This window comes from Vibrio sp. 2132-1 (assembly GCF_033344315.1).
Genome location: NZ_JAWPON010000005.1, coordinates 67885 through 88517, shown reverse-complemented (window position 1 = coordinate 88517; position 20633 = coordinate 67885). Strand labels below are relative to the sequence as shown.

The window sequence follows — 20633 nt, the reverse complement described above, 5'->3', positions numbered from 1 at the left end:
CCTATTTATGCTAGTCTTATGACCTCAATTACTGGCAACTAAGTTTTATTCATGAAATCAATTAAACACGTAGTCACATCAAAAGATGTGGCAAAGATGGCAGGCGTCTCTCAATCTACTGTATCGCGCGTGTTTGTTCCGGGTAGCTCAGTATCCGAAAAGACCAAGCAAAAAGTCTTTGAAGCGGCTAAAGCCCTTAACTACCGCCCTAACGCCTTTGCACGTAGCCTGACCACAAACGAATCGAAATTGATAGGTTTGGTGTTTCCTGATGCGGATTACCCTATCCATATGAAAACACTGCAATTAATTTCCAGTGAGTTACAGAAAAAAGGTTATTCTGCCGTATTGATTCCATGGCAAGTGGATGAAGAAGAGGGCCACTCAATCCCAAATATCTTCCAGTATCGCGTCGATGGTGTCATTGCTGCTTCCGCAACCTTCAATAAGTCCCTTTATGAAGAATGTGAAGAGTTTAATATCCCAATTGTTCAATACGCACGAGTTGTTGAAGGTACTAGGAGTAGCTACGTTATCAGTGACAACTACGAAGCAGGCCAACAAGCTTCGCAACTTCTGCACAAAAGTGGCGTGAAGAACGCGGTTTATTTGACGGGAGAAGTGCCAACCTTTACGAATGACGAACGCCAAAGCGGCTTCTGCTCTGAATTTGAAGACCTAACCGGCAAGACGCCACGCATCATTGAAGCCAGCTATGACTACGCGAGCTCACTTGATAAAGTCCGTGCCATACTGGCAGACAAAAATCGGCCTGAAGCAGTGTTCTGTGCAACCGATAACCTTGCGATGGCGGTCATGGATATCGCCCGTATAGAATGCGGGTTGAGGATTCCTCAGGACTTACAAGTCATTGGTTTTGATAATATTCCTCAGACAGAATGGTTAAGCTATCAATTAACCACGTTCCGCCAGGATTTCCGTCGCCTCGCTCGCGAGTGCGTGAAGATCATTGTTGATCAAATTAATACGAAAAACGGCAGCCTAGTAAAAATGATGGTGCCAGTGAAGTTAATCGAGCGCCAGACAACAAAAGCTTAAATAGCTATAGCCAGCCATTCGGTTGGCTTTTTTATTTGCCTCTGACTCCCAAACGGCTCATTTAGTGTTGTAAGCATTAATGAACCCATGTATATTTATGAGCTATTACACTATATGAACCAAACAAAAAAAGGCTCATAATCCTTATGACCACGTATCTTTACACTCGTTATTCGCCAAAAAATCGAGCTTACCAAGAGCACCTTAATACTCTAAAAGCTTTTGCTCCCGAAGCTCAGCATTTTGAGGATAAGGTTCGTGGTTGCATGCCTCCAACCGAGAGAGAGGCATTCTTACGACTGCTCGATTCCGTCAGAGCTGGGGATACGATTGTGCTCTGGTGGCTGACCGCATTTGGTAGCGACTTTAGTCAAGCATTGAACACGGTAAAAATGCTACTCGATAAAGGGGTAACATTGAAAACTGTATGTGAATCAATAACTTTTGAGCCAGGTTCTGTTCAGACTCAAACACTACTCACAGTGTTATCTGGATATGGGAAAGTGCAGACTGAACATCGCCTGTTTGCCGCAGAGCAAGGGCGACAGGCCATTAAAGAGCAGCCAGAATTATGGAAACAGAAGTTTCGCGGCCGCCCCGCAAACAAAACCAAACACCAACAGATCGCAACGTTACTGCTAGAAGGCTACACATTGCAAAACGTAGCAGAGCAATGCGAAGTCAGTCTATCGACTGTGAAGCGGGTCAAAGCAAAGCTAAATGAAGTGGATGACGAAGGCGGCTTAAGCTCACGACGCCAAAAAGGTTGTTTGAATGGAGACCAGTCATGAGTCGCCCAATCAACTTTCATACTATACTACTCGCCTGTCTTATTATTAGCGTTGGCCAGTTGAGCATGGGGCTAGTTATGCCCTCTTTGCCATGGATAGCAAAAGACTTTTCCATCTCCCTCGACCAAGCTCAACTGCTTGTGAGTATTTATTTGCTCGGCTTCGGCCCCTCTCAATTTATCTACGGGCCAGTGTCAGATGCTTTAGGACGAAAAAGAGTATTACTTACCGGTTTACTCATCGCGATGTCTGGTCTGCTGATAATTATTTTCTTCAGTGACACATTTACAGGGATGGTGATGGGGCGCTTTTTACAAGGGTTAGGTACAGGATGCTGCGCGGTACTCGCGAGGGCGTCGACTCGAGATAGATTTAGCGGGGATGAACTCCCAGTGGCAATGTCTTACATCGCCATGGCGGCTTCAATCACGCCACTTATTGCACCTGTGATTGGCGGCTTTATCAACTTCCACTTCGGTTGGAGTATGGTGTTTATTTCTCTGTTGGGCTATGTCTCGCTGGCTTGGGTAATCATCGCCTTTAAGTTCACAGAAACCATCACAAAACGTTCTGTCATTCCGTCACCCCGAAAAATGTTACTCCAATACAAGAGCTTACTTACGTCTCGTTACTTTATGAGTTTCGCCAGTATCAGTTGGTTAAACTTCAGCTTAATGATTACGACAGTCTCTGTGATGCCATTTATCATGCAAGATCAAATTGGCATGACCTCCGCTCAATACGCGATGTGGGCGCTCATTCCCGCTTTGGGTATGTTATGTGGTACCACGATTTGTAACCGAGTAAGGCCAATTATTGGCAATAAAAAAATGCTGCTCTGCACCCCATTTCTTCACCTCGCTGCCGCAATATGGTTATTTTTCTGTCCTGTTGAGCCTCTATTTCTGATGCTAGGACAGCTATTAATGATCTTGGGTAATGGTATTGCCCTACCTTGTGCACAAGCGATGGTAATGCAACCTTATAAAAAGCAAGCAGGTGCCGCAGCGGCAATGTCTGGTGGTGGACAAATGGTCGTCTCCTCATTGGTCAGCTTAACTCTGGTGCAGCTTGGATTGAGTCAAGCATGGCATCTAGCGATCGTTATCGTAATATTTGCATCGCTTACCTTCACCAACATTCAACGTGGCTTCAGTGCAGAGCAACCTTCAGAACGATAACAAAAAACATACTATTGTCCTTATAGTTACGACAAATCGTATAAACTTAAATTTAGGAAAAGTTGGCGGATACTAACATGATGTTGCATTTAAGAATGGGCGCCTTAACACTCGCCACATTGATATCCGCTGGCACTGATGCGAGCGCCAACGAGAACTGGCAGTTCGAGAGTGACAAGAATGGAATCACAATTTACTCCCGAGAACATAGTGACGGTTTAGTTGAGATCCGTGCCCGGATGTTCACACCCACCAGCTATGGTGCATTTTTAACGCTACTGGAAGACAGTGACAATATCCCGAACTGGATTGACAATGCCAGTCATAGCCGGGTTTTAAATCAGATATCGGCCACCGAGAACATCGTTTACACCCAGTTTAAAGCACCATGGCCTGCCAAAAATCGGGATATGGTCACCTACTCAAAGTACTGGGTCGATGAGCTGGGATTCACGATAGAAATCAAAAGCGCACCTGACTCATATCTTGCTGAACAAAATGGTTATGTTCGAATTCGCTCGGTTGATGCGACTTGGGAGTTACAAAAACTCACAAACGATACAACACTCGTGGAATACAAGGCGTTTGCTGACCCCGGAGGTCTATTGCCAAACTGGCTGATCAACAAACTCTCAAAAGAAAGTGCATGGGCGACATTTAGTAATTTAAGAAAAGAGTTACCTGAATATCAGCAATACTCTCATCCTCAAATAGATGAGTAAGCGTCGCTCTTCCCACTCGCTTTTTAATACGGTACATAATAACAAAAGGCGGCTTCAAGCCGCCTTTTTCTACGCAATGTGTTACTGCTGTGCAACCGTTACAGGTTTAGTTGCACCGCGGTAATCAAACTCAAAACCAATACCTTGGTCTGTCACGTCCATCGTCATACCACCAACAAGCTCGCCTTGTAAGCTTTTGACAACATCATCCGGAACCGGCTCCCCTGTGATTGACGACGCACTCTCTAACACTTCCAAAATACGCTCTGAATCAAAATCAAAGCTGAACAAGCCATTTGGAGAAAGTGATTGCGCCATCACTTCTTTGCTTGCTTCCGCAGCACTATCACCACTGTAAAGGGTGAAATGGTTTTCGTTTAGACGAGCAAACACGTCCACCTTCATGCCAGTATGCATTTCTAATAGGTCACTGACATTAACAGGTTGGTTATCCGGTTGAATTTGCAATTGAGCAAGTTCAGGAACGAACATTTGCGCAGTTTGAATAAGCATCATTGGATCATTGGCAGAAAGAGACAACATACCATCTAGCTGGCTAAATACTTCACCATGCTGAGCATTAGTATCTACTTTGATATCAAACATTTGCAGGCTTAACCCTTTAAGGCCATTAACCATGCCTGACCCCATGCTTACAGCGGCTGCTGGATTCTGGCCGCCCATCTCTTGCTGCATTTGTGTCAATAAAGAGCATTGATATTGAGGCTGGGTCAAGTCAGCCCAAATCTGACCAATCGATGGCGCTAGAGTATTAATGTCTAAACCAAGCGCCATACTAAAGAAACTCTTATCACTTTTAGACTCAGCCAATACACCACGAATCGACTTGAGCGCATCTAGAATCGCTTTATTGTTGGACTCAATAACAAAAGAACCTTTAATGAACGCCTGATCGCCTTTCATCTTGTATTCTGCAAACGCGACGGACTGAGGCCAGTTTTCTGCAACTTGAGTAAGCTCAGTATGGCAGGCTGGTGAACGCATTTCCTCAATAGTTGGTTCAGGATCTATTGCATCCAACGTGCTAATTTGACGAGCAAACATATTGCCATCTTTCGTCGTCAAACCTTTAATCACTTCGCGATGATCAAAGTAACCAAAAGAGTTGTTGTTTTCACCGTATTTGGCTTGCAACGCCTCAAGACGTCCACTCTCAGCAATATTTTGACTTGGTGCTTCAAGCCCTAATGCCATTTTAATCGGGTTTTGAACGCCCAGTTTCGGAACATCAACCGTTAACGTAAGCACGTTATCAACCACGGCTACAACCAAGCCAATACCGTCCTGCGGGTCAATTGAATCAGTCATCTCGTAACGACGATACTCGACTTCACCAAGCTTAACCAACTCATGCTTAGCGCCGCTCATCTGCTCTTCATGATCCAGTGTTTTCCATAACGCGGCAGGGTCTTCAATATCCACTTTGTACACCGGTACCATACCAATTGTGTACAACACAGGATTAATGTTTTCCCCGGTGCCCAAATAAGCTTTTAATGTTTCTGGCGACGCAGCACTCTCTAGGTATCCATCGAATAAGTTAACTGCAAACTGCTGTTGTGGAGACAGTGGTTCATCGGCAAAAAGTTCTGCAATCGAGCCTTGATTCGCCGTACCGAATGCGTTCATGTATTTATAATGGTTAAAAGGTTCTGTCTGATACGTCACCATAAGTGAATCTGCAGGAACTTGCGTTAACAGTGAGCCTGCATCACTCGCGGTAATATTGTTTTGGTACAGGTAGCCAGCGCCCCCTGCTGCTGCGACCACTGCTGTAGCCAATAGTAGTTTTTTCACGACCAACTCCGTTGTCATAGTTATGTGTTCCTAAACGAAATGTAACGCTTAGGTTTAAAGCCAATGAATAGTGCTTTATATCAACCGCTATCATAAACAAGTTATCGATGTAATGAATGTCGGTTTGATAAATTATCCAACATTTATAAGGCAAACCGTGAAGTAAGTTGAATTGCGTGCGGATGCTATTGGCAATATTCACAATCCAATTTCTCGGATAACCGCCTTAAAAATCATAATATTCAGTTAAATGAAGCGATTTGGAGTAATTACGACCAAAATCAGCAGAATATTAAATCTTTATTGAGTCTTTTATCTAATATCTGAAAACGCCTCACGACCTGACACTTCTTTCCAATTTGCCTCTGGCAGTCCCTACTCGTTTTCCTTACATTCCTACTAACTCAGTGACGAGACGTATACCAAATACGAGCAATAGAAGACGATGAAAGACCAGTTGACGATCTCTATATCAACTATCAATGGCTCAAGACATTGGTACTTCAGTAAAAGGATGCAACGCAACATAAAAACGTTTTTCGTTTTTTTTGTTGTTGCTCTGGCCGCGACCGTAATCTTAATTCATCACTTGTACACTCGCGTTGATAATGCAGCGTTAAAACAAGCTGAATTGACAGAGCATTCACGCACCATGGGTGAAGAGCTCAGCACACTGAAAACACTTAAATCAGAGCTAGAAAATGACCTTTCAGAACGGGAAGAACGGGTACAACTTGTTTCGGAACGTTTGGGTGAACTAGAGAAAGTGCTTGGGGTTGGAGAACATACCTCGACAAACAACTTGGATGCTAGGCTCGATGCGGCGGCGATAACCTCAAACGTTCGCATGGTGTTATTAAACCAAATACCAAGTGGCTCTCCAGTCGGCAACGTACGGCTATCTTCCGGATTCGGTAAGCGTATCCATCCGGTGACAAAAGTTGCCAAGATGCATCGTGGGCTCGATTTTGCCGTAAATATCGGCACCAAAATTTATGCCCCTGCCGATGGGGTAGTGGAAGTCACCCGCCGCAGTAATAAAGGCTCTGGTAACTTCCTCAGGCTGCAACACTCTTTCGGTTTTTCGAGTTCTTATTCGCACTTGAAAGCGTTCAAAGTAAAAAGTGGTCAGTTCGTCAAAAAAGGGCAGCTGATTGCAATTTCCGGCAACAGTGGGCTCTCTTCTGGCCCTCACCTGCATTACGAGGTGCGATTTGTTGGGCGAGCACTGAATCCGAAACCATTTGTCGATTGGAGCCTTAATGATTTCGAAGACATTTTTACTAAGGAGCGAAGAATACGATGGGAATCTTTAATCAAAACAGTGGAACAACGAGTAGCTCAGCAGCTTCAACTCTCATCGCCAAAGGCTGTTCTCTTAGCGGAGAACTCAAAGTAGAAAACGATGTCCAGATTGATGGCATCGTCGATGGTCAAATTAACGTGGAAGGCACTCTCGTTGTCGCAGAAAGCGGGCGAGTAAACGGTGAAATCTACGCTAAACAGCTGATCATTAATGGCATGATGGACGGAAACTGTCACGCAGAACACATTCAAGTGCTTGCCAAGGGACGCGTAAGCGGTAGGATCTGGAGCAATAACCTCAGCATTGAACCTGGTGGCAAATTCTTTGGTGAAGCAGCCGAATTACCTGAAAAGGAAGTGGTAACGTTAAAGGGTAAGGCTCAAGACAGTGCGATCACAAAAGAAAATAACACCAACAATGAAAAGCGACTTTCGCGTAAATCAGCATAAAAGCTTTGATTAAAGTGCTTAAAAAAGACGGCTTTCACGCCGTCTTTTTTATTACTATTGCCACGATTTTCGTCAGAAACTACGTGATTATTCGGCCGGATTTAAAACCATTACCGAGCGTTTTGCTTGTGGACCAAAAGCTGATTTTGCATGCGCTTTCACTTCATCTAACGTCACACTCTTAGCCACTTTCTCAACGTCAAGCAACACATCGACGCCGTAATCATGCACCAAATAACGAGTATATGCCCATGATCTCTGTGCTGGGTTGTCATCCAATCCTTGCATCGCGACTGCCAGTTGTTTCGCGGCCGTATCCACTTCTTTTTGGGTAATATTTGACGCTAAACCATCAAACACTTTGCCCAGTTTACTCTCTAAAAGTGCCACGTCTTCGGGCTCAACTTGAGACTCCAAGAGCCAATCAGAGATGGGTTCGCGATCTTGTGTCATGGTGTAAATGCTCGGGCTGTAATCAAGGCTAGACTCTTCTCGCACAATATCCAAAACACGTGCATTACTAATACGTTGCAAAATATCTTCGATAACCGTGTCTCTTGCCGTACGTTGGTAATCGCTCGTATTAGTCAAACGCATTACATACAACGATGAAGGTTCATGCCCATCCGCAACCACAGTTCGCTCCGGCACTTCCGGGTTAAACGCAACGTGATAATCAATCGAACGACTCGGTTTCATTTCGATAGAGGCCACATACTTACGCAAAAGTGGTGTAATTTCTTCCGGCTCTACGTTTGCAACAATAACCATCTTAAAACCATCATTGGTTTTGAAAAGTTGCTCATGCACCGCTAGTATCTGCTCGGAAGTCACTTGTTCAACATCATCACTGGACACTATACGATGACGACTACCCGGCAAATAAGAATTGCCGTTTGCTTTTTGAATCAGTTTTCCCATCGGTGATTCAAAAAAAGCGCCGCTCTGCTGTTTAAACTCTTGCTTCGCTGCTTCCATCTGGCGCTCGTCGACTTTAATCTCCGTCGCTAGGTTGTATAGTCCATTCAAAGCATCAGTTAGGTGCGTATTTGGCGCCGTAATTTGAGCTCCGTGACTGGTCGCATCAAGCATCGCGCCAAGCGCAATGTTGTTTTTGCGTAAGTAGCTATCTAGCTCTGAACCAGAAAATGTCCCTAACCCACTGCGTATTGCCGTTGTTGCTGCGATTTCATAAGCGGCATACAACGTCGGATCAACAGCGGCTTTACCACCTTGGCTCGCATAGTAAATATACGCTCGACCACCCGCTTTAGTATCTTTTTGGAACCACACTTCGATACCGTTTGATAGCGTATAGACTTGAAAACCACCCGCTTCCTGACGCATGCTCGTGATGCTGCCTTCCTGGGTAGGCTTTAAGAATCCATCCACTTTGTCATACATCTCTAACGGTTTTTCGCCAGTTTGAAGATAGGCACTGTTTAGAGCGGCAAATACACCATTGAACTGTTCTGACGTTTCGCTTTTCCCCAAACCAATAAAAAAGCTTGGCTGCTGAGATAACAAAGCCGTCAATTGTGTGTTAATGCTCTCTAAATTCTCGTTGTTGATGAATTCTGCCAAACTCTGGGCATAATTCTCTTTTGATTGGCTGACACTGTCTTGTCCAATTTGAAAAACACGTGCTTCTGCGTAACTGTTTGGCTTACGCTGACTCCAATCTGAATCAATATTTGCAAGTTCACCTTGCCAATTTGACATAACGCTATCTAACTCGGATTGAGTCGCACCATAATCTCTTAACGACGCCAAGGTACGAATGAAAGTCTGGTGCATTTGTTCGCGGCGATCTGGTGCAAACGAAGTCCCTGCCGACATCATACGCTGATAGTTAGAGTAATAGGGCTCTGCATAAGCGTATTGAAAAGGTTCAGCGGCATCACTGAGTACACGGATCAAACGCTGTTGAATGAGTTGTGTTGCGACTTCATCACGCCACACTTCATGTTGTTGCTCAATCGTCGCGCTGCCACTTAGACCACGCTCAATCACTAAATGAAGACTTGGTGATTCCATCGTGTTACTTGGCAAGATTCTGTTTTCGTTGTTCACTCGAATATCACGGCGCTTCTCTATTACCGTATCCGAGGTACTTTCCCAGTTCGAGAACTTGCTTTTGATAATCTTGGACAGTGAATCTACGTCGATATTACCAGTCACAATCAACTCGGCATTTTGTGGCTGGTACCACTTGTCGTAAAACGCCTTTAACTTACTCGAGGAAGCGTTTTGAATCGCTTCGCGAGTACCAATTGGGTCATGTTCACCATACATAGTGCCTTCAATCGAGGCTTGGTAAGCATGCATAGAAAAGGACTTATCATCTGGATTAGCACGTCGCCATTCCCCAAGAATCACCCCTTTTTCTTTCTCTACTTGCTCAGGAGCAAACTCAAGTCCGTTACCGATATCTCTCATCCACTTCAGGGCATCTTCTAGCTTCGTATTATTCGCAAGGTCAAGTTGGTAAGACGTTTGCTGATAACTGGTAAAAGCGTTGATATCAGCGCCAAAGCTACCACCAGATTGCTCAAAAAGTTTGACAACGTCGTTACCGGTAAAATGCTCACTACCATTAAACGCCATATGCTCAACAAAGTGAGCGTAACCCTTTTGAGAAGATGTTTCTTGGAATGAGCCGATATTCATCACCAAACGGACCGAGACTTCTTGGTCTTCTGTTGGATAGAGATGGTATTTCATACCGTTCGATAACTGGTCCACGTGCCAGTTGGCGTCAGGTTGAATCGGCGTCGACTGTTGTATCAGAGCACACCCTGACACTAATAACGCGGGGACTAACAATATACTGCGCATAACGATTGCCCATAACAATGATTAAGCTAATCAATATATATCCGGTGCTATAACCTTCACATTTTTAATGGATTATCAGACACGCAAATGTGATAAAGATCACCATTTATTGAAATCAATTCTCATTTACAAAAATCGACAAATCCTTACTTTACAAATACATAAATAATATCGTTCCAAATCCTTTTGCTTATTTGGTGTAAAACTCAAATTCGCGACATGGAGTCAGTATTTATTTTGAGCAATAAAATATAATTATTGAACAGATTCGAATCTGACTTTCTGCTGCATATTCAACAGCGCAGAGAGCACTGATGAGAATAAAAACACAACAACTATTATTCAAAGATCTATTATTCGCTTTATGTTCAAAAATCTATCATTAAAAAACAAACTGGCAATCTCTGCCAGTGCCGCCATCATTCTAGGGGGAGTGCTGGTAGAGGGGCTGTCTTTTCGAGATTCATTAAATAGGCTCGATGTCGAAGTCGCACAGCGACTAGAAAGCACTAGCGCATCTTACAATCAATACGTAAAGGACTGGCTACTCTCTAAAGAGCGCGCACTAACTTCACTCTCTTCTGATTCAGAGAAACGTTCTCTGGTTACGCATTTGAAACAAGTCCGAGACTCTGGCGCGTTCGATAACGTTTTCCTCGCTTACCCGGACGGGTCACAAGACAACGCTAATGGGGTGGTTTTGCCACCAGGTAATAACGATCCTCGTAAGTGGGGCTGGTACACCAATGCAATCGCCAACCCATCGAAAGTCTTTATGGATAACCCGACCGTCGCAGCTGCCACGGGGGCTAACGTCGTGTCGCTCGGTAAAGCCCTGCAATTGCATGGTCAAACCGTCGTTCTGGGTGCTGACGTAGAGATCGGTGATATCCTGAACAGTCTCAACCAAGTGATCCTACCGGGTGAAGGTTATATGTTTATTGCCAATGAACAGGGCAATATTTTCACTCATAACAACGGTAAACTGCTGAATCAACCGGTTAGCAAGCTGGGCCTCAACAACAACGACATTACGTCTGCCGCACGTTCAGGTACAGAGCGTCGCGTCTCTATTAACGGCACCGAATATGTGATTTACGCGCGCCACATAGAGGGTACCAAGCTCACAACAGTGACGGTGTTAGATCAAAACTCGTTGGTTGCCCCACTTTACGATGCTGTTTGGGATCAGATCATCGCAACCACCATCGTCGTCGTTATCTGCGTAGCTTTGTTTAATCTGCTATGTAACATCTTGTTCCGTCCGCTCTACAACGTTTCGAATGCGCTTGCACAAATCGCAAACGGTAGCGGCGACCTAACTCAACGTATCAAAGTAGAAAACCGTGACGAAGTTGGTGAGCTGGCTGAAAACTTCAACCAGTTCGTTGAAAGTTTGCAGCAACTTATTGGTCACATTCGTCACCAAGCGGAAGAACTGAGCCAACAATCGGAGCTGAGCACGACTCGCGCGAATCAGTCGGTTTCTGATCTGAACCATCAGCAACAAGAAATCACTATGGTGGCGACCGCTGTGACCGAAATGGCATCGGCAACGCAAGAGATTGCCGTACATGCAGAGCAGACGGCTAAAGCCGCTCAAGACTCTTCAGCAAGCACACAAAATGGTCATGAGTTGGTGATCAACTCCAAATCGTCCATCAATAATTTGTCTTCTGAAGTCAACCAAGCGAGCGTTGTCATCGGTGAGCTCAACCAGCACGCGCAAGACATCTCAACCGTGCTATCAACGATTCGAGACATCGCAGAGCAAACCAACTTACTGGCTCTGAATGCGGCGATTGAAGCGGCGCGTGCAGGAGAGCAAGGTCGCGGTTTTGCCGTTGTTGCAGACGAGGTTCGCGTGCTATCACAACGCACACACACCTCAACCGAAGAGATTCGCTCGACGATCGAGACCTTGCAGCAAACCACACAACGCGCAGTGACCATCATGGATACAAGCTCTCAGCTCGCGCAAGGTTCGGTGGAAGATGCAGATCGCGCAGCACTGGCTCTGGATGAAATCAACGCGGCCGTTGCGCTGATCAGCGATATGGCAACGCAAATCGCGACCGCCGCCGAAGAGCAAACGCACGTAACCAATGAAATCACGCAAAATGTCACGTCCATTAAAGATGTGACCGATCACTTGGTAGTTGGTGCCGAAGAATCGATGAATCAATCTGCTGAGCTGAAATCGCAAGCTGAGGATCTCAACTCGAAAGTGGCGACGTTTAAACTGGCTTAAACGCCACATTAAGGACGCTCTTAAAAACAACAAACCCCGCTAGCAACTTTGTTACTAGCGGGGTTTGTTTTTATGGATCGACGTTTTTATTGCAGATAGCTTTCCAAAGACGTAAACCTACACCGCCACACACATCGGCGTGCCTGAGATTGGGTCATTAAATACTCTCGCTTGTAAATCAAACACCGATGACAACATGCCTTCTGTCATTACCTCTTGCGGTGTTCCCTGCGTGACTAACTGACCTTTTTCCAACACCACCAAATGATCGCAGTAACGGCACGCTTGGTTTAGATCGTGCAGCACTACGACCACTGTTTTGCCTTTGTCGTTCATCTGCCTCATGAGTTTCATCAGCTCAACTTGGTGAGAGAGATCCAAGTAAGTGGTTGGCTCATCAAGCATCACTACGTCGGTATCTTGCGCCATTACCATCGCAATCCACGCTCTTTGCCTTTGACCGCCAGACAACGATTCAACTGGCTTGTCAGCAAACTCAATCACGCCAGTATCTTGCATTGCTTGCTCGACCAAGGCTTTGTCTTGTTGACTTAACCTGCCCCAATGAGAGAGATAAGGCGAGCGGCCATATTCGACCAGTTTTCTGACGGTAATACCTTCAGGACTGACAAGAATCTGCGGCAGCAAAGACAACGAACGCGCCAAGCGTTTATCACCGTAGCTGCTTAGTGGTTTGTCGTTATACAACACTTGGCCAGAAGCAGGTTTATTGATGCGTACCAAGGTTTTTAATAGTGTCGATTTACCGCAACCATTTGGACCAACTAGTGCGGTAATTTTACCTTGAGGAATCGACAAAGAGAGATCTGGAATGATGGTCTGTTTGCCGTACGCGACGGATAAGTTCTGCGTTCGTAACATGCTTACCAACCTCTGTAACGATACAAAAGAAAAATGAAATATGGTGCGCCAATAACAGATGTTAGCACTCCCGCTGGTAGCTCAATTGGCGGCTGTAAGCCTCTCGCTAAACCATCGGCGCAAATCACCAACAAAGCGCCAAGGGTTGCAGCGGCTGGAATCAACAACTTGTGGTTGTGGCCAAACAGCAAACGCGCAAGATGCGGCGCAAGCAGGCCAACAAAGCTGATCGTGCCTGCCACAGAAACACTGATGCTCGCCAATAGCACGGCAGCAATCAGCGCAAGAATTTGGATCTGTCTTGGTTTCGTGCCAAGTGTAGTGGCGCTTTCTTCTCCCAGTCCCATAACATCTAGCCGCCAAGCCAGCCAAAACGCCAATGGCAGTAGCAGCAATAAAGCACTCCAAATAAACGGCACTTGTTGCCAGTTTCGTCCCCACAAACTGCCGGTTAGCCATACCATCGCCGTGTTGATTTCAATAGGGTGCACAATCAGAAGAAAATCGATACCGCTGGCTAAAAATGCGCTGACAGCAACACCAATCAGCGCCAAACGTGCTGGTGTTGGTTTCGACCAGTAAGCCAGCACAGCAATAAAGCCAGCAGCAAGCAAGCCTCCCGCCATGGCGACCATCGGCAACATTGCCACTGGCGCATTCGGATACAGCACCAAACAAGCGGTAGCCGCCAGTCCTGCTCCGGCGCTTATCCCCATTAAATCTGGTGAGGCAAGTGGATTACGGATGACGCCTTGAACTAAAACGCCTGACAGCCCCAACCCAGCGCCCACGCCAATGGCGAGCAACATTCTCGGTAATCGATATTGGTGAATCACAAAGTCCGAGTCAGAGAAAGAAAACAGTAATGCAAAAACCTGTTGAGCCGACATGTTCGCCGCGCCAACAAACAGCGTGAGAGAAGACGTAATCAGCAACAATCCAACTAATGCAAACAGTTTGGTTTGATTCATCATGATGATTTCCTCATTGCAATCGCGATAAAGCAAGGTGTGCCCAACAGCGCGGTAATCACGCCCACTGGCGTTTCAGCCGGAAAAGCAATCGCGCGTGATAAAGCATCTGACCACGTCACTAATGTCGCGCCACACAAGGCGGAAACCGGAATGAGAATGTGATAGTTGTGACCAACAATCGGGCGCACCAAGTGCGGCACTAACAACCCGACAAAGCCAATTGGTCCAGCAATCGCTACGCTAGTTCCTGCCAACAGCACAACCGATAAACCACTGATAAATCGCGTAAGACGAATGTTACCACCTAGCCCAACAGCAACTTCGTCCCCCAACGCGAGTAAATTTAAGTTTCGCGCTAAGCCCATGGCGAGCACCAAACCTAAAGTCGCAAAAGGCCACAGTTGCTGCCACTGCTCAGAATCTACCGCAGAGAGTGAACCCGTTAACCAATGCAACACGCTGTAAGCCATGTCATCCGCCAAAATTACCGACGCACGAGTTAACCCTATCAGCAGTGCACTGATGGCAATGCCCGCTAGCACTAAACGCAATGGGTGAGAACGCGCGGAGAAAAAACCGCCCAACAACATGACCGCACCACCACTTAGTAGCGCGCCGAGTACTGCGTTGATGATTGGGTTCAATTGACTAAAGAATGGTACGCCGATAGACGCCAAGGCCATAAAACAAGCCGCACCAGCATTAATGCCGAGAATGGATGGCGACGCCAAAGGGTTACGAGTTAATCCTTGCATCAGCACTCCGGATACCGCAAGCGAAGCGCCAATTAATAACCCAGCATAGGCACGAGGCGCACGCAGCGTCGCGAGGATTTGATGCAGCATATTGCCCTCAGCAAACGCAAACCAATAGCTTGTCAGATCATTAACGCTCAAAGAAAAGTTGGACCAGCCAATCATTGAGGCTGCATAGCCTGAGAGCGTACACAACGCCATAGCACAGACAAACAAGCTCGCTTTCCAATGCGATTTGCTAACCGAAGACGCGCTTTCCGAGCTTATCGCCGAACTCATGAGCGCTCCAATAACGCTTCAAGATTGCGGGCAATTTCTTCCGCAGCCAACATGCCGCGATTTAACGACCACAGCTCAGGAGAGACCTCAACAAGTTGCTGTTTTTTCGCAGCGGTTAGCAGCTTAAATAATGGGTTTTTGCGCCACTCATCCACAATATTTGGTTGAGAGTAAAGTCCAACTAACAACCAATCAGGGTTGGTTTTTAGTAAAAGTTCGAAACTGGTTGGGATATACGCTTTTTGCTCAGATGGAGCCAGCGGGCTTTGGATGCCCAGCATACTCAAAACGCCCCCAGCGTAAGAAACCGGGCTATGCAACCACATCCCTTTGTCAGAAACCACACCAAACTGAATGGTTTCCTGTGTTGCAAAATGCTGTTTGAACTCCGCCATTGTCTGTTTGTGCTGCTCAATTCGTTGTGTCATTTTCGCTTGTTTGCCAATTGCCACGCCGATTTTGTGTGCGGATTCGAGATTTTCTTGATATGTCTCACCACGGCTTTTTAACAGCAAAGTTGGCGCAATTCGCTGCAAATCTTGATAAATTGCGCGATGACGTTCTGCATCAGCAATGATCAAATCCGGCTTGAGCACCGCAATCGCCTCTAAACTCGGTTGCGAGCGCATGCCGACCGATTGCCAAGGACCAACCTTGGCACGAACAGCAGGAATGACTCGTGTGGCATCGTTGTCATCGGCGACGCCTACAGGTGAGACATCGACTGCCGCTAATGCATCGACAAACGAAAATTCTAAAACCACAATACGTTGAGGTATCGCTTCTAGCTCAAAAGTGCCTTGCTCATCTTGCACGCTGCGCGCCTGAGAAAATGCGCTAAATGACATCAAAGCTGAGCTCAACAGCATCAGCAAAACTGTTGAAAAGTGTTTGATCGTAAATTGTTTTTTATTTTTCATCTTGCTTTTTTCCAGTGCTAAGAGTTTTCCATTACCTAAGATCGGCAAAGTCGCCAAGGTAAATTGGCGACTTTTCTTTTCAAACTCGGTGAACGAAACGCTTAAAACTGATAGTTCAGATCCAGTGTGTAAGAGCGTCCCGGAGCTGGGTACCGACCAACTGGGCTTGTATCAATCCCGCGGAAGTAATACTCCTCGTCAAACAAGTTGTTCACCGCAACATTCATGCGTAACTTGCCTTTGTCGTCTTTGTATAAATCCGTCCCCAAGTTGAAGTTCCACACCATGTAAGATGGTACTTTACCCGTTGCGCCAGTTGCATCTTCGGCACTGGTGTTGGCGTTATCGGTATACGAATCACTAAAGTAGAAGCCCGATAGCGTGGTGTCCATGCCGTAAAATGCGTAGGTTGCATCCCAACCAAGCTGATGCTTAGAGGTGTAAGGCAGTTGATTACCTTTATTCGCGCCTTCTTCTTCAAGCGTAGCGTCTAGATAGTTGTAGCTTGCGCCTAAACTCAGTGCAGGTAGTGCTTCAGGCACGTAACGAGCAGAAAGCTCTATGCCTTGGTGAAGTGTTTTTCCGATGTTATCGAAGGTCTGCGTTGAGCTTTGCCATTGCAATTGATCTTCAAAGTCGATGCGATAAAGTGCAGCGTTAAAGCTGGTCGCATCTTGGGTGTAACGCGCGCCGACTTCGTAGTTCCAAGCCAGTTCGCTACCTTCTTCACCCAAACCTCGGATGTAGGCAATTTGTGGCGCACGAAGTGATTTTTGCGCGTTCGCATACGTCACCCACTGGTCAGTTAAGTTGTATGCCACCGTCAAACCTGGCAACCATTCCGTCACGGTGTTGTCTGCCGTTTGTTTTTTACCACGATCGGTAAACGTCATTCGAACCGACTCAACACGCAACCCAGGCGTTACCTTCAATGTATCATTGAACAAACCAATTTCGTTGCTAACGTATCCAGCAAACGCGTCCGTATCTAGATGCCAATCACGCGGAACGCTGGTTGCACTACCGGCGATTGGAGTCTGAGTGAGTTTGTAGTAAATGTCTTCATTAACATAACGGGTACCCACGATCCAGTTTTGAGTAACGGATTTACCTTCGCCAAAGTACATCGCCATTTTTGGCTCTATACCATACACGGTAAATTCACGTGGAGAGGTACGAACGTCCGTCGCTGGCAGAGCCGGATCCGCCCAATGGCCACCCGCGCTGTTAAAGCCCCACTTGAAAAGACGCTCTGACTTATGGCCAAACGTTAGCACTTCTAGCTCGGCACTGTCGGCAAATGGCAAATCGTGGATGTACTTAACACTCCAGCGCGTCGACTTACCTTCATAATCATCGTAAGGACGTTTCGATTGGTGACGATCTTGCTCGTAATCTTGTGGCGAAAGTGCGCCCGGCATTTGCGTTTCAGCATCGTAACGTTGCAGGAATGCTTGAATCTCTTGAGTGTCACTCAGTAGCCACTGTGCTTTGGCTTGGAAGTTCTTCACGTCCGTATCGGAATGTTCACGGAAGCTTTCACCTTTTAGGAAGTTACCTTCCAACTGTAGTGCAAATGTGTCGCTTAACCAGCCGCCCGTGCGTAGGTAAAAATCATTCAGCGGCGCATCACCGCCATCAAACACGGTAAGGCGGTTACTGATTTCAGTTTGCCACGTGTGTGGAATCGGTTTGGTCACTAAGTTGATCACACCACCGACGTTGTTTGGGCCGTACTGTACTGCGGCACCACCGCGTACAATGTCAATACGATCAAGCATCGACAGTGTTGCTGGGAAGATAGACTGACCAGTGTGACCATATGGCGCAAGTGTTAGCGGTACACCATCCATCAAGAACTGAGCATGACCACTACGGCTTGCTTTCAAACCACGTACGGAAATGTTAGGCAATACGCCCGTTCCGCTTTCATCCTGAACTTTAATACCCGGCACGCGCTGTAGCGCGTTATCAATCGAGCCTGCGGCGGTTTTCTCGATTTGATCGCGGGTAATGACGGTACGAGCACCTGGGTACTCTTTGACGTCTTCAATTTCAGATTTACCAATCACGCTACCAGTGACAACGACGGTTTCCATCGTGGTAGTTTGTTCTTTTTTAGCAGGAGCAGCAACCGCGCTCATGGATGTGGCAGAAGCGATTGCAATCGCAAGCACACTGTAAGTGGTAGACAAACCAGCACGTACACGCACTTTACCATCCAAATTCTGGTAAGACATTAAGATCTCCTTTGCGAGAAATTGAGCCTCGGGCAGAATACATCCCGTAGGCTCTAGGGGCTAAACATCCTCAATATGAGGCAAAAATCGGCTAACAGGCGCTAACTACGCACAAAAAGCCTAGAACTGATATCCGTAGCTGAGCATGAACTCGGCTGGTGCGCCGTAGCCAATCTGGTTTAAGCCAGACGTGCCGTTTGTTGCGCCAAGAATGTATTTCTCATCCAAAATGTTGTAAGCGTTCGCTTGGATTTTGTGACGACCAGTGGTGTACGCCGCCATCAAATCCACCGTTGTGTAATCGCCAAGTGCGACGGCTTCGTCGTTACCTGCGTAACGGTCGCCCACGTACTTCACACCACCGCCTAAACGCCAGTTGTCATCCAATTGGTAAGTGCTCCAAAGAGAGAACAAGTGGTCTGATACATCGTTAGGCTTTTTGCCTGTGGCTTTGTCTTCCGCATCTAAGTAGCTGTAACCAACAGAGATGTCCCACTGTTTGGTGATTTGGCCGCGAGCCTCTAATTCAATGCCTTGGTGACGCACTTCAATTTTATCGATCACATCGCCGTCCACGTTAGTTTGTGGTTGCTCTTGATCAATCTGGAACAGTGCCGCATTCAACATTAATGCGTTATCCAAAAGGTACGCTTTCGCACCCACCTCTTTTAAGTCGGTGTGGAAGAATTCCGCCAATTTTGGATTGATGTAGATACCAGCGTACGGTAACTGCCAAGAGCGCGCTAAACTGGCGTATACGGATGTGTCGGAATTGATGCGGTATACCAAACCAGCACGGTAGCTGACTTTGTCATCATCCAACTTTTCCTTATCTGAGCCCGCTTTTTGTTGTTCGAGCTCCATCGAGTCGTAACGCACGTTACCGATCAAAGAAAGGTCGCCCCACGTATAGACGTCTTGCACATACAAACCTGTCGTGGTGGTGGTATTGTCACGAAATGGCTTAAAGCCCGGATCAGGCGTTGGACCAACGACTGGGTCGTATATATTTTGCGGAGGAAGCGTTTTGTCACTTGCCAACGTTAGGTCGATATCGATCTGGTTGAAATCTGCACCCACCATCAATTGATTGTCCCTGGTTTCCCAAACCAACTCAGATTGTAAAGTGGTCGTAGTACGTAGATCGTAACCAAAGTTGTTGACGGTTTGAGACACTTCATTACCCGTCACTTTGCCCTGACGCGTGCCTTTTTGCTCAAGTTCGATATGGTTGAACGCCGCTCGGTTGTTCCATACCCATTGATCATTCAGACGCCATTCGTAATCCACCGCAATACGGAGACTGTCTGACTCCTGATAGTCGTTTGTACCGCCAAAGTAAGTGCTTACTGGCAAATCAACTGGCTTGCCATTTTTTGATGGCACACCACGATACGGCACTAGTTCTTGATGGGCGTATTCCACGTCAATATCAATGGTGTGACCTTCCGCTGGTAACACACGAATGGTCGGTGCAATGAAGAAATCGTTTGAATCAACATGATCAACGTACGAGTCGGCTTGACGGTATTCCAAGTTAATACGCCCGTTGACCTTATCTGTAAACGCCATTGAGCTGTCGACCTGACCAACATATTGGTTGTTGCTGCCTACACTACCGTTTACGTGAGTAAAATTCTCACCGTTAGCGCGTTTCGTCACCAAGTTGATGATGCCCCCAGCCGAACCACGGCCATACAAAGCACCCGCAGGGCCTTTCACAATTTCAACGCGTTCAACGTTCGCTAAGCTGCGGTAAGACTGCAACGTACCGTCATCTCGCAAGCCATCACGGTACATATCGTTGAGTGAATCAAAACCACGGATCATGAACTGATCGCGGCTGCCTTCGCCCAAGGTGTTATTGACCCCGGCTACCCCATCTAGCGCATCCACTAAACGCACCGCGCCTCGGTCTTGCATTTCTGTTTTCGTTACTACGGATACCGCTTGTGGCACATCAAGCCATTCCACATCGGTTTTGGTGCCTGATTGAGGCATGTGTTCAGCATAACCTTCGTACTGATGACCGAAGACTTGAATCGTTTCAGTTGCTGATGGGGTTGAGTTCGTCTCTTCTGAAGCCACTGCGCTTGGTGCTACTAATGAAGAACCAATCGCGACCGCCAAGGGGGTCAGGGTCAATAATTTATTCATTCCATAATTCC

The 20633-nt window shown here is 46.5% G+C and carries 15 protein-coding genes; 7 read left to right on the top strand and 8 right to left on the bottom strand.

Annotation, left to right across the window (positions count from 1 at the left end):
- Window positions 1–51 precede the first annotated feature (51 nt).
- The 4 genes from R8N47_RS06800 to R8N47_RS06785 all read left to right on the top strand — a co-directional run bounded on the left by R8N47_RS06800 (window position 52) and on the right by R8N47_RS06785 (window position 3753).
- Complete coding sequence (locus R8N47_RS06800) at window positions 52–1059, top strand: LacI family DNA-binding transcriptional regulator (protein ID WP_318124386.1); 1008 nt, start codon at window positions 52–54, stop codon at window positions 1057–1059.
- Between the two features lie 146 nt (window positions 1060–1205).
- Window positions 1206–1850: a recombinase family protein gene (locus R8N47_RS06795; RefSeq protein WP_064354986.1), complete on the top strand. Its 645-nt coding sequence runs from the start codon at window positions 1206–1208 to the stop codon at window positions 1848–1850.
- Entirely contained in the window at window positions 1847–3031 is a 1185-nt protein-coding gene (locus tag R8N47_RS06790) for a multidrug effflux MFS transporter (RefSeq protein WP_017820099.1), read from the top strand. The genes R8N47_RS06795 and R8N47_RS06790 overlap by 4 nt, the downstream gene beginning before the upstream one ends.
- 77 nt (window positions 3032–3108) lie before the next feature.
- Window positions 3109–3753 (top strand): START domain-containing protein, encoded by a 645-nt coding sequence (locus R8N47_RS06785; RefSeq protein ID WP_017820098.1) that lies wholly within the window; start codon window positions 3109–3111, stop codon window positions 3751–3753.
- An 81-nt stretch (window positions 3754–3834) separates the two neighbouring features.
- On the opposite strand, the gene R8N47_RS06780 is transcribed toward R8N47_RS06785, so the two are convergent.
- Window positions 3835–5589, bottom strand: coding sequence for a hypothetical protein (locus R8N47_RS06780; protein WP_318070357.1), 1755 nt, complete (start codon window positions 5587–5589; stop codon window positions 3835–3837).
- A gap of 427 nt (window positions 5590–6016) precedes the next feature.
- Here R8N47_RS06780 and R8N47_RS06775 point away from each other — a divergent pair, with 427 nt between their 5' ends.
- Entirely contained in the window at window positions 6017–6970 is a 954-nt protein-coding gene (locus R8N47_RS06775; RefSeq protein ID WP_005374721.1) for a M23 family metallopeptidase, read from the top strand.
- Entirely contained in the window at window positions 6874–7326 is a 453-nt protein-coding gene (locus R8N47_RS06770) for a bactofilin family protein (protein ID WP_080276973.1), read from the top strand. Before R8N47_RS06775 ends, R8N47_RS06770 begins: the two co-directional genes overlap by 97 nt.
- A gap of 87 nt (window positions 7327–7413) precedes the next feature.
- Here the strand turns inward: R8N47_RS06770 and R8N47_RS06765 are convergent, their stop codons facing one another.
- Window positions 7414–10164 (bottom strand): M16 family metallopeptidase, encoded by a 2751-nt coding sequence (locus R8N47_RS06765; RefSeq protein WP_318070356.1) that lies wholly within the window; start codon window positions 10162–10164, stop codon window positions 7414–7416.
- A gap of 364 nt (window positions 10165–10528) precedes the next feature.
- Between R8N47_RS06765 and R8N47_RS06760 the strand changes: the two genes are divergently transcribed.
- Window positions 10529–12415, top strand: coding sequence for a methyl-accepting chemotaxis protein (locus tag R8N47_RS06760; protein WP_064354987.1), 1887 nt, complete (start codon window positions 10529–10531; stop codon window positions 12413–12415).
- 117 nt (window positions 12416–12532) lie between these two features.
- On the opposite strand, the gene fecE is transcribed toward R8N47_RS06760, so the two are convergent.
- The 6 genes from fecE to R8N47_RS06730 all read right to left on the bottom strand — a co-directional run bounded on the left by fecE (window position 12533) and on the right by R8N47_RS06730 (window position 20622).
- The gene (gene fecE / locus R8N47_RS06755) at window positions 12533–13297 is read right to left on the bottom strand and encodes a Fe(3+) dicitrate ABC transporter ATP-binding protein FecE (RefSeq protein WP_064354988.1); all 765 of its coding nucleotides are present in this window, start codon (window positions 13295–13297) and stop codon (window positions 12533–12535) included.
- 2 nt (window positions 13298–13299) lie between these two features.
- Window positions 13300–14271 (bottom strand): FecCD family ABC transporter permease, encoded by a 972-nt coding sequence (locus tag R8N47_RS06750; protein WP_005374716.1) that lies wholly within the window; start codon window positions 14269–14271, stop codon window positions 13300–13302.
- Window positions 14268–15227 carry a FecCD family ABC transporter permease gene (locus R8N47_RS06745; RefSeq protein ID WP_372061600.1) on the bottom strand — a complete coding sequence of 320 codons (960 nt, stop codon included), beginning with the start codon at window positions 15225–15227 and terminating at the stop codon, window positions 14268–14270. The genes R8N47_RS06750 and R8N47_RS06745 overlap by 4 nt, the downstream gene beginning before the upstream one ends.
- 74 nt (window positions 15228–15301) lie before the next feature.
- A complete protein-coding gene (locus R8N47_RS06740; RefSeq protein WP_025768676.1) occupies window positions 15302–16225 on the bottom strand; it encodes a Fe(3+) dicitrate ABC transporter substrate-binding protein FecB in 924 nt (307 codons plus the stop codon).
- Window positions 16226–16326: 101 nt separating this feature from the next.
- The gene (gene pvuA / locus R8N47_RS06735) at window positions 16327–18465 is read right to left on the bottom strand and encodes a TonB-dependent siderophore vibrioferrin receptor PvuA (RefSeq protein WP_213913616.1); all 2139 of its coding nucleotides are present in this window, start codon (window positions 18463–18465) and stop codon (window positions 16327–16329) included.
- Window positions 18466–18585: 120 nt separating this feature from the next.
- Entirely contained in the window at window positions 18586–20622 is a 2037-nt protein-coding gene (locus tag R8N47_RS06730; RefSeq protein ID WP_318070355.1) for a TonB-dependent siderophore receptor, read from the bottom strand.
- Between the last annotated feature and the right edge of the window lie 11 nt (window positions 20623–20633).